The organism is Mucilaginibacter conchicola, assembly GCF_003432115.1.
Classification (GTDB): domain Bacteria; phylum Bacteroidota; class Bacteroidia; order Sphingobacteriales; family Sphingobacteriaceae; genus Mucilaginibacter; species Mucilaginibacter conchicola.
In genome coordinates this window covers 1,107,808-1,119,339 of the sequence record NZ_QWDC01000002.1, presented here as the reverse complement: position 1 = coordinate 1,119,339, position 11,532 = coordinate 1,107,808, and the positions used below count along the sequence as shown (strand labels likewise).

The 11,532-nt window shown below is 46.3% G+C and carries 7 protein-coding genes; 3 read left to right on the top strand and 4 right to left on the bottom strand.

Translation table 11 applies throughout. The annotated features are described in order from the left end of the window. The first annotated feature begins 173 nt into the window (after positions 1–173). Both D0C36_RS24865 and D0C36_RS14775 read left to right on the top strand, forming a co-directional pair. Positions 174–923 carry a collagen-like domain-containing protein gene (locus tag D0C36_RS24865; RefSeq protein ID WP_199502028.1) on the top strand — a complete coding sequence of 250 codons (750 nt, stop codon included), beginning with the start codon at positions 174–176 and terminating at the stop codon, positions 921–923. Between the two features lie 228 nt (positions 924–1,151). Beyond that, positions 1,152–4,118, top strand: a complete 2,967-nt coding sequence (locus D0C36_RS14775) for a TonB-dependent receptor domain-containing protein (protein ID WP_158557120.1) — start codon at positions 1,152–1,154, stop codon at positions 4,116–4,118. 58 nt (positions 4,119–4,176) lie between these two features. Here the strand turns inward: D0C36_RS14775 and D0C36_RS14770 are convergent, their stop codons facing one another. Together D0C36_RS14770 and D0C36_RS14765 are read right to left on the bottom strand one after the other, a co-directional pair. After that, on the bottom strand, positions 4,177–4,551 hold the full coding sequence (locus tag D0C36_RS14770; RefSeq protein ID WP_117392380.1) for a response regulator: 375 nt from the start codon (positions 4,549–4,551) through the stop codon (positions 4,177–4,179). 192 nt (positions 4,552–4,743) lie between these two features. Continuing rightward, the gene (locus D0C36_RS14765; protein ID WP_117392379.1) at positions 4,744–6,927 is read right to left on the bottom strand and encodes a S9 family peptidase; all 2,184 of its coding nucleotides are present in this window, start codon (positions 6,925–6,927) and stop codon (positions 4,744–4,746) included. 90 nt (positions 6,928–7,017) lie between these two features. On the opposite strand from D0C36_RS14765, the gene D0C36_RS14760 reads away from it, so the two are divergent. Then, positions 7,018–8,553, top strand: a complete 1,536-nt coding sequence (locus D0C36_RS14760) for a serine hydrolase (RefSeq protein ID WP_117392378.1) — start codon at positions 7,018–7,020, stop codon at positions 8,551–8,553. Between the two features lie 321 nt (positions 8,554–8,874). Here the strand turns inward: D0C36_RS14760 and xth are convergent, their stop codons facing one another. After that, positions 8,875–9,645 carry an exodeoxyribonuclease III gene (gene xth, locus D0C36_RS14755; RefSeq protein ID WP_117392377.1) on the bottom strand — a complete coding sequence of 257 codons (771 nt, stop codon included), beginning with the start codon at positions 9,643–9,645 and terminating at the stop codon, positions 8,875–8,877. A 48-nt stretch (positions 9,646–9,693) separates the two neighbouring features. Further along, positions 9,694–11,520: an FAD-dependent oxidoreductase gene (locus D0C36_RS14750; protein WP_117392376.1), complete on the bottom strand. Its 1,827-nt coding sequence runs from the start codon at positions 11,518–11,520 to the stop codon at positions 9,694–9,696. Positions 11,521–11,532: the final 12 nt, after the last annotated feature.

Sequence of the window (11,532 nt, the reverse complement as noted above, 5' to 3'; positions counted from 1 at the left end):
CATTTACAATACAACAGTTGCCTAATTTCGGTATTAATAAAAATTCCGAAAACGAGTTTAAAGCAAATTTATTTCATGGGTTAAGTTTTTTTTGAAACTAATTGTTAAAGGCGTCGTAGAAGGCTAATACACAAATTCAATACACTCACAAAAAATCTCCAATAACTCGACTCATGAAAAAAACTAAACTATTATTCACCGCTTTTGCATTTTGCTGCCTAAGTTTTGGCGCTTGTAAAAAATCTACCACTCCTGGTCCGCAAGGCCCTAAAGGCGACGTAGGCGCTACTGGTGCTGCCGGCACAAACGGCACAAACGGTACCGATGGAACAAATGGCACAAACGGAAAAGATGGTAAAGACGGAGCAACAGGTGCTACAGGAGCAACCGGCGCCACTGGTGCTACCGGTGCTATAGGCCCGCAAGGCCCAACCGGTGCTACGGGTGCCACAGGAGCAACCGGTGCTACAGGTGCAACCGGCGCTACCGGACCGCAAGGCCCTAAAGGCGACACCGGCGCTACCGGCGCAAATGGCCAGGACGGTAAAGATGGCAATGCCAACGTACAAAGCTTTGTGCTTACCAACAAAAGCGTAACGCTTACTGGCTTTACAAAATTAAACGTTCCGGCTATAACGCAAGACGTTGTTGATAAAGGTTTAGTATTAGTATATTTTAGGGTAACGGGTCAAACCACAAACTACTACGCCCTTCCGTACACAGAAATAGACCGCTCACTAAGCGTATCAAGTTATGGTGTTGGTTACGTAGATATTAAAGCAAACTTTACTGCACAAGGGGGCATCGATTTCCGTGTAGTAGTTATCCCTGGTACCAGCTTAGGTTCGTTAGCTGTAAACCATCCGGGGTTAAACCTGCGTAGCTTTAGCCAGGTTGCCTCAACATTTGGCTTAAGAAACTAAACAACAATTACTTACTGTATAAAAATTTATACAGCTATTTAATACAATAGTATACCAAGCCCCGCCTATGCGGGGCTTTTCTTTTTGCTTATGTAACAATCATATTGCGTACATATTATAATATGTAACAATGATATGATTTTTAAATTTTTAAGTAGGATAAAGTGAACATTTGCACAATAAATGTTATTTACCGATATCAAACCCCTACTACTCAAAAAGAATTTTATGAAGTATATATATCTAATATTGGCACTAACAGGCCTAAGCTTTTTGCAGGCAAACGCCCAAACAGCAAGGCCACTGAGCGGTACCGTTATCGACTCTACAAAATTAACCCTGCCGGGCAGCAGCGTTAAGATCAAAGATGAACTGGGCGACAGCACCGTTACCAGTACCGATGTTAACGGTAAGTTCACCTTCCCGGCGGTAAAGGGCAGCAAGATCACTTTAACTGTAAGCTCGATAGGTTACGAAGGCCTTATAAAACACTTTACCCTGCCGGCAGATGGCAAGGCTGTAACGCTTGATCCTATCGTCCTTAAATCGGCCGTTAGGCAATTAGGCGCAGTAACCATTGTAGGCGTTAACCCGGTAGTTTTTAAGGAAGATACCGTACAATACAGCGTGAGTGCCTACAAAGTGCGCGAGAATGCCCCTATTGAGGATGTAATTAAAAAGATACCGGGTATTGATGTTGATAAAGACGGCAACGTTACTGCACAAGGAAAACAAGTTACCAAGGTACGCGTAAACGGTAAAGATTTTTTTGGCGGCGATGTGCAAAGTGCCACCAAAAACCTGCCTGCCGATGTAATAGAGAGCGTACAGGTAATTGACGATTATGGCGACCAGGCTAACCTTACCGGCGTTAAAACAGGCGAACCCAATAAAGTATTGAACTTTACTATCCGTAAGGATAAAAACTACGGTTACTTTGGCCAGGCAACCGCAGGCGAAGGCCGCGACCTTTTGCCGAAACAGGATGGTGCGGATGTTAAGAACGACAACCGCTATATAGGCCTGTTAAACTTCTTCAAGTTTAACGGCGACCAGCAGATCTCCGTGATAGGTAACCTCAACAATACCAACGTTAACACTTTTACCTACGGCTCTCCTAACCCTGGTGGCGGTGGCAATGGCGGCGGTGGCAATGGTGGTGGCGGTGGCGGCCGTCAAAGCGGCGGCGGTGCCTTCCGTGGCGCAAGCTCAGGTTCAACAACTTCTGCTACCGGTATTACCAACGCACGCTCTATTGGTGCAAACTTTAAAGACCAATGGGGTAAGGCGCTCTCAGTTTATGGCAGCTACAGCTATACTGATAATACCACATTTACTAACTCTAATGTTATACGTAAACTGCCGCAAAGCACCAATACCGACAAAAGCCAAATTACCAGCAACCCAACAAACCATCGCTTTAACTTCAACCTGGAGTGGAAGCCCGATACCATCAACTATTTGAAGGTAACACCTACCTTTAATTATGCGGGTAGTAACGTAACCGGTAAGGACGACCAGATCTCACAAGTTAACGGCGTTACCAGCCTGGCCTTTAATTCTGTAACGGCATCAACATCAGTATCTCCAAATTATGGCTTAACCGGTTTTTATAACCACCGTTTTAAGAATAGTAAACGTAATTTAAATATAGGCTTTAGCGCTAACACCGGCAGAACCAATCAATTTGATAACCCAATTTATCAGTTTACAACAGGGCCAAGCACAGCGCCTGCCAACCAGGTTACTTATACTGATAGCAAGAACACCAGCTATGGCCTCAACGGCTCATACATGGAACCCATAGGCAAGGTATCGTTCATTGAGTTAAACTATGCCTTCAATCATAACTTTACATCAAGCGATAAAGAGGCCGATACCGTTTACGCAACCAACCCAGACCGCTATCACCGCTACGATCTGCTAAGTAACCGTTACGAGTATACTTTTACAACCAATCGTTTTGGGTTAAACTATCGCCTCATCGAGAAAAAATACAACCTTACTTTAGGTATCGGTGGCCAGCCATCTAAACTGGATGGTGTTAACCTGTTAACCAATACCAAAACCAGTTTTTCAACTTTTAATGTTATCCCGGCGGCAAGCTTCAATTACACATTCTCTCGCAGCCAGGCTTTGCGTTTCAATTATAACGGCAGCAGCAACCAGCCAAGTTTTGATCAGTTACAGCCCGTTATTGATTTCACCAACGCGCTTTTCCCGGTACAGGGTAATCCTAACTTAAGGCCCGAGTTTGCAAATAACCTGTCATTACGCTACAATGCCTTTAGCTTTCAAACCGGTAATATTTTTCTTATCAGCGCCAACTATACTAAAACCGATCATAAGGTTGTACAAAATGTAGTGTCTTATCCAGCTGAGTTCGATGCTGCCGTTTTGGCCGCCAACCCTGATCTGAAAAAATACCAGAACACCAACCTTATCCAGTACCAAAATGCTGATGGTTATTATACATACGGCGCCAATTTCTTGTATTCTAAACCGTGGAAAGACCGCAAGTACACGTTAATATTTGGTAGCCAGGTAAACTTTACCAATGATGTTGGTTATTCTCAAAAAATAGATGCAATGAATGTTGCTTCGGAGATAACAAGAAACGTTGCTAAAACTTTAACGTTTGCGCCTCAACTACGCTTCCGCGTAAATGTTACCGATGTAATTGATGCAGAGGCATTCTCAAGGCTATCGTTGACAAAAATAGATAACAGCGTGCTGCTTAACGGCACACAAAACAGCAACATCAGATCATTAGACCTGGGTATAAATGGTAAAAACTATGTTTGGAAAGATTGGACATTCTCTTACGATTATACCAAAAACCTTAACTATGGTTATGACCCTAAATTGCAGGTTAAAAACCCTAACTTATTAAACGCATACGTAGAGCGCCGCTTCCTTAAAGATCACCGTGGCACCCTGCGCTTTGCGGTGTATGATATATTTAACGAAAACACCGGATTTTCTATCACCAACGCCGGTAACATACAAACACAAACCAATGTTAATAAACTTGGCCGGTACGCCCTGTTAACTTTCACTTTCCGCTTGCAGAAATTTGCAGGTAAAGCGCCAAGTCAAGACAGAGGTTTTAGAGGTGGTGACCGCGGCGATCGTGGCCCTGGCGGCGGTGGCCCGCCTGCAGGTGGTCCTCCTCCGGGTGGTGCCCCAATGTAACATAAAAGAAAAGGCCCAATGCAAAATGCATTGGGCCTTTTCTTTTATAATAAGTTTATTACTGTTTTACCAATACAGAATTGATTACTTTCTCCAGCTCTTCCAAATCAAAAGGTTTAGCCAGGTAGGCTTCGGCACCGGCATGGTCGGCCAGTAACTGGATATCACTATTGGCCGAGAAATACACCACCGGGATAGCTTTCAGTTTCTCGTCCTTCTTTAACGTTTGGGTTGCAATAATACCGCCCGCATCGGGGATCCAGTTATCCATCAGGATAACATCGGGTATTACGGCGCTTACTTTTTCTATGATATTGTTGCAATCTGTATGCGTGTGGACTTCCCAGCCCTGCTCTTCGAGAATGTAATTGCAGATAGATAAAATATCCTCGTCGTCATCAAAAATGATGATCTTTTTACTGGTGTCGCTCATGGGTAAAGTAGAGGTGTGAAACTATAAAGAAGTTTTAATAAAAGCAAAATTTTTTAATTAGGGGTGTAAGTTACAACATCTAACATTTTTTACCCCCGCGCTATGTAACACAAAATTAACTATCGTGTTTTACCGACACAATAAAAAAGCCCGCTTTTAATTAGCGGGCTTAGTTTTTTAACAGTTGAGATATTATTTTGCACCCGGCGGGCAGTGCTCTCTTAAGTATTTAGTGAAAAGATTACGCAGGTGTGTGCTTGTACCCGGCCCTTCAGATATGCTGTGTGTACGGTTAGGATAAGCCATCATCTGGAACTGTTTATTGTACTTAACCAATTCGTTTATCAGCTCCTCGGCATTTTTGTAGTGCACGTTATCGTCGCCGGTGCCATGTATATACAGCAGGTTCCCTTTCAGATTTTTAGCGTACGTAATAGGCGATCCTTTGATGAAAGGCGCGCGGCCTTCATCATTAATAGGCACTCCCATGTAACGCTCCTGGTAAATGTTATCATAAGTCAATTGGTCGCCTACGGCGGCAATGGCAATCCCCGTTTTGTAGATCTCAGGATATTGGAACATCAGGTTTAAGGTTGATGAACCACCACCGCTCCAGCCCCAAACAGCAACGCGGGCGCTATCCACAAAAGGCCATTTTAGTATCTCTTTAGCGCCCATAGCCTGGTCGCGGATGTTGGTGATACCAATGCTTTTGTAAACAGCCTTGCGCCATGCAGCACCCTTAGGTGCCGGTGCGCCGCGGTTCTCTAACGAAATATAGATGTAACCATCTGCCGCCATATCACCGGCGTACAAAAAGTTGCGGCCGGCGCCATAAGTATCTGTTACGGTTTGCGCAGCAGGTTCGCCGTATACATAAAATACCACAGGGTATTTCTTGTTGGGATCAAAATTGGTTGGTTTTTTCATCCAGCCGTCCAGCTCAACGCCATCAACGGTTTTCACTTTAAAAAACTCCGTTTTGTTTTGCGCCGTAGCATCCAGTTTAATAGTATCGCCGCTAATGTGCTGATGATTAGGCAGGCTCACCACCTCGCTTTGCGGGCGGGTGTATGCGTTACTGAAACTGTGCATAGCCAGTTTACCACCAGGCGCCACTTCATAATCGTGACTGCCCGGCTGGTTTGCAGGGGTCAGACGCTCCTCTTTACCGCCGCTAATTTTAATGCGGTACAGGTAGCTCTGCGTAGCATTTGTTGGCGATGCAGTGTAGTAGATATAACCACTGGCCTCATCTATTAGTTTAATACCGGTAATATCATAATTACCCTTGGTAATCAATGTCTCTTTGCCCTCGCGGGTAATTTTTGAGATGTGTCTCCAACCGTCTTTTTCGCTCACCCATAAAAACTCTTTGCCTTTGTTCAGCCACTCCCATCCTACAGGGTTACCATCATTCCAACGGCTTTTGCCGTCTATCCAGGCTTTATCAGTTTCCTGGTGGATAACGCGGGTAGTACCGTTTGATATATTGCCTATGAACACCTTGCTCTCTGTTTGTGCACGGTTCAGTTGCTCCAGTATAATTTCGTTGGGGTTTTTAGAAAACTCCATACGGGTAATGTAATGCTGTACGGCATCGCCCGGTACGGCCATCCATTTGTTGGCGGCAGTAGTTACATCAACCACACCAATGCGGGCCATGCTTGGATCTTCGCCTGCCACGGGGTACTCAACAGGTACGGTGAACGAGTAGGTAGAATCCGTAGTGTTCAGCATCAGGTAGTTTTTGATCTTGCTCGCATCAATCTGCCAGTAAGCAATATTCCTGCTATCCGGCGACCAGCGGAAACCGTCGCGGCAGTCAAACTCTTCCTCATAAGCCCAGTCGAACGTGCCGTTTATGAGTTTTTTAGTGCCATCGGTGGTCAGCTGCTTAATGCTGTTATCAGCAAGGTTCTCTACATAAATATTGTGCTCGCTTACGTAAGCCACCTTGCTACCATCCGGAGAGAATTTGGCAAACATTAATGATGATACAGGCAGGCCTTTACCTAATTGCACAAGGCTTTTATTTTGCGGGCTGTACACCCAATAATCGCCACGGGTATCATAGCGCCAAACTTTTTTTGTGTTGTTGTTGATGAGTACCTTTTGCCCGTCATCAGACAAACTGAAACGACGTATAGCAATAGGCGATTTGCCTGCCGGGGTAAGCATTTCTTTGGTTATCCACGGGGTTTGCTTGCTGTCGTCGCGGGCATCAACCTTTACTATCTCTCCGCCTTTTATCTGGTAATATTGGCTTCCGTCTTTAGTCCAGTTGGTACTTTGCGCTTTAACGCTTGTTTGCCAGCTAAACGGCAACAGTAACGCCAATGCAAACCAACCTTTACGGTAAAACTTTATGTTCATACAGTTAAATTGATTGTGTTAATTAAAATAAATAATGGTGCAGTAAAAATTGCGTTAAATTAGCATTTTAATGCCTTAGCAAACAAGTTCATGAAAAAATTACACCTGCTTTTCTCCTTCTGCCTGATAACCAGCCTTTCGGTAAACGCCCAAAAGATAGATCGTAGTAAGTTTATTACCGATAGTTTGGATGCGTACATCAACCGCGCGCTTACCAACTGGCGCATTCCCGGTGCCGCCGTTTGTATTGTTAAGGATGGAAAGGTGGTAATGATGAAGGGTTACGGCATAAAAGAACTTGGCCTGCCCAACAAAGTTGATGCTAATACCCTGTTCATGATTGGCAGCAACACCAAGGCATTTACGGCAACGGCGCTGGCCATGTTGCAGGCTGATAAAAAGTTATCGCTTGATGACCGCGTTACCAAATACATCCCCGAGTTTAAGCTGGAGAACCATGCTGCCGGCGAACAGGCCATCATCAAAGATCTGCTTTGCCATCGCTTAGGTTTCCGCACTTTTCAGGGCGATTTTACTTTCTACAACAGTAACCTGAGCAGGCACGAAATAATTGAGAAGTTAGGCAAGATGAAAGCCACCTATCCTTTCCGTACTACATGGGGCTATACCAATGCGGCTTTCTTAACCGCAGGCGAGATCATTAACCGTGCCGTTGGCAAACAATGGGAAACGTACCTGAAAGAAAGCATTTTTTCTCCCCTTGGGATGAACAGCACATTGGCCCTTACTGCCGAAATGCCAAAAGCAACCAACCGCACTGTTCCGCATACTTTGGTTGATGGCCGCTTAACTGCCCTGCCTTACGCCACGCTGGATGGCATTGCACCGGCCGGCTCAATCAGTTCATCAGTAAATGATATGAGCAAATGGGTAATGGCTTTGCTGGATAATGGTAAAGTGGGCAACAAACAGGTGATACCTGCCGCGGCAATAGCTGCTACCCGCCAGCCCATGGATGTGGTGGGCAACACTTACCACCTTAACGGCGACAGCGGCTTTCAACTTTATGGCCTGGGCTGGTTCCTGCAGGATTACTGCGGCAAGCGCCTGGTAATGCACGATGGTGGTGTAACCGGTTATGTATCATCTGTCACCCTTGTACCATCAGAGAAACTGGGTATTATAGTATTGACCAATACCGACCATAATGCATTATATGAAGCTTTACGCTGGGATATTATTGATGCATACTTAGGCAACAAGAATTACCATTACAACGAGGAGTTTCTGGAAGATAACAAAAAGGAAACAGCAAGATCTCAGGCGGCAGATAAGCTTAAACGCGATACGGTGATGATGAACCTGAAACCTCAACTATCCATAGGCAAATACACCGGCAAATACTTTAATGACCTTTACGGCAACATGACCATTGAGCGCGGCGAAGAAGGCAACCAATTGGAAGCCCGTTTTGAGCACCATCCAAAAATGTATGCCAAAATGCTACCGCTCGGCGGCAACCGTTTCCAGGTAACCTTCTCTGATCCTACCTTCGGTAAAGCGGTATTCCCTTTCATGGTAAGGGACGGCAAAGTAACCGGTATCCGGGTCAAAGTAGCAGAGTTTGTAGAGCATGACCCGTATGATTTTAAGAAGTTGGATTGACGAAATCAACACTACGTCATTGCGATCCGCCAGCTGGCGGAGTGGCAATCCCCGGTATACCGAGCGGCTCTGTAAGTAGAGGATTGCCATGTCGCTGACGCTCCTCGCAATGACGCACTTATTAATCACCCCTGTCACTTCGAACGAGGTACGAGGAGAAATCTTGTTATGCATTCTTAGCGAACTTGTCTTATCTAACAAGATTTCTCCTCCGTCGCGCTCGTTCGAAATGACAGATAGCCAAAACACTGCAACACCTGGCAATCAGCCAATTAAAATATCTGTTAACACAACAGCGTCAGTAACAAACCATTGTTCACACTAATCCAGTTCTATCCAAACCGGCGCATGGTCGCTGGTTTTTTCCCAGCCGCGCACTTGCTTATCCACGCCGGCGGCCTTTAAACGGGCATCTATAGCAGGGCTAAGTAGGAAATGATCTATCCGCAAACCGGCGTTACGGCCATAAGCATCGCGGAAATAATCCCAGAAGGTATAGATGGTTTCGTCGGGGTATAATTTGCGTAGGGCATCCGTCCAGCCCTGGTCAACCAGGTTTTTAAACGCAGCTCTCGTCTCCGGGCGGAAGAGTGCATCCTCTACCCAGCGCTCGGGTTTGTAAGCATCCTTTTCGGTAGGTATCACGTTGTAATCGCCCGTTAACACAACCGGCTTGCCCGATGCCAGCAGATCGGCGGCATGGCGGGTCAATCGGTCAAACCAGGCCAGTTTATAATCAAACTTTGGCCCCGGTGCAGGGTTGCCGTTTGGCAGATACAAACCACCAACGGTTATACCGCCCACCTCAGCCTCAATGTAACGGCTATGCAGGTCTTCGGGGTCGCCGGGCAGTACGTGTCGGCTCTCTCTTATCTCCAGTCCCTTTGAGAGGATAGCCACTCCATTCCAGCTTTTTTGGCCATGCCATATAGCATTGTACCCGGCATCAATAATAGCCTGCTCGGGAAACTTCTCTTGCGGGGCTTTAAGTTCCTGCAGGCAAACAATATCGGGTTGGGTTTCCTGCAGCCAGCGCAGCAATACCGGCAGGCGGCCGTTTACGCCGTTAACATTATAGGTGGCAATTTTCATGAGGATAGTGTTTGCTCAAATATATTGCAATTGCAGGGTTAAGCGCAACTAATTTATCACCTTGCCACTTATATCAACCTTGCGGGCAAAAGGGTTAAAAAAGCGGTTGGCCAGCACCGCAAATTCGCGGCGGGTGATGGGGCGATCGGCTTTAAATTCAGTATCGAACTTATAATAACTCTTCCAGCTCTTTTGCAGGGCATTGCGCAGATCATCAGGGTCGCGCAGGTTCATGTTGCTGATAAAGGAGATAGTATTAGCAACGGTGAATAGTTGCCCCGGCTTTTCCTGATTAAACCAGATGAATGAGCGGGAATAGATCTCATCCAGAAACGGGCGAATCTCTGCTGTAGTCACGGTACTATCGGGCATAAATAAAACCTCTGTCCTGTTACCTTTTATCTTCTGCACACCTTTAAGCATGCCGGTAGCGCCAACTTGCTGTATAGCCCTCCAGGCCGGGTCGGTTTGTTTAATATCTGCAAAAGGCATCAGGTAACCCTTAAAATCAAGTATCTCGCCCTGGATGATGCGCGGCTGCAAGTTTTTGGTGGTGGTTTGAAAAAAAGCGCGGAAGGCAGCAGCGGCACCCGCACCCTGTCCTAAGCTCATCTGCACAGCAGCATCAGTCACGGCGCCGTTCACCAGGTGGGTTACTGATAACGCCTTCTCCGTAACAAACAAATTCTCCTGATCTTTTACTACTACGGCACCCAACGGAATAGTAAACGCCGGGAAAGGCGGATAACTAATATGCAGCACACCGGCCTCGCTGTAATGCTGTCCCGGAACAGCATCGCTCACGGCAATTGCTGTGCGGTATAACTGAGACCCGCGGTCATACGGTGTGTAAATATCATCAAGCATCATCCGCACCAGGCCTGCCGCACGGCGGTTCTCGCGGACGTAGGGGATATACGGCAAATGGTCGGCGGTTTTAAAATCATCAGCAAAGCCAAAATTTTTAAAGCCCAGTTCGGTTTGCAGGTAGTAGATCAATCCAAGGGTGTGCAGCCTTGCCTTTCGAAACGTTTCAGCACGGTTCTCGGGCTGCATGTCTTCGCTGGTCACCGAGTACTGGCTGGCGCAATTATCCCAGTTGATCATGTATTTATCATTGGGTAGTTTCGCGCTGTTCAACAGTTTTTTGACGTCTACGCCTTTAAGGCAGGCGTATTTTGACGCATCGTAGCCTTCCGGCTTGGGGATGGTATGATCGGTGTTTCGCCCATAATCCCGTAGTGTAGCAATATAGCTGATGTCTTCGATCTGGTTGGTGGCATTGGTTGGGGCTAAGGCTTCTTTAGAATCGCTGCGGCTATCGAAACCTGCCGTCATCAACACGTTGATCTTGCTTACCACATCGCCCAATTCGGTGGCATCTATCAGCGCTTTAGCCTTTATAGTTACTTTTTCTTTATTGTCGATGATGGTCACTTCCCAGCCTGTGCCGTCCTTCTTTACATCAGTAAAAGGCGTGTTGAGTTTTACGGTGAGGTTCTTTACAGTATCGGTCAGTTTCTTGAGGATGGTTGCCCCCATGGCTGGTTCAAAGGCCAGCGGGGCGTTGTAAGTGGTATCATAGCCAAGGCGCAGTTTGTAAACATCAACCACCCTTTTGCGGAACTCTCCGTATATGCCTGACGGGAAATTACGGTTGGTTTCCAGGTAACTGAATCCACCTGCCGTCATGGCCCCGCCCAGCCATGGCCCTTGCTCTATCAATAAGGTTTTTACCTTACTGCGCGCACTTTGTATAGCTGCCGAAACACCGCTTGCGCCGCCACCAATAACCAGTACATCGGTTTTTATGGTTTCGGCATAGGCGGTTGTAAAGCCGAGGCAAAGGACTATGAGGAGTAACTTTTTTATCATCAGTTCAGCGAA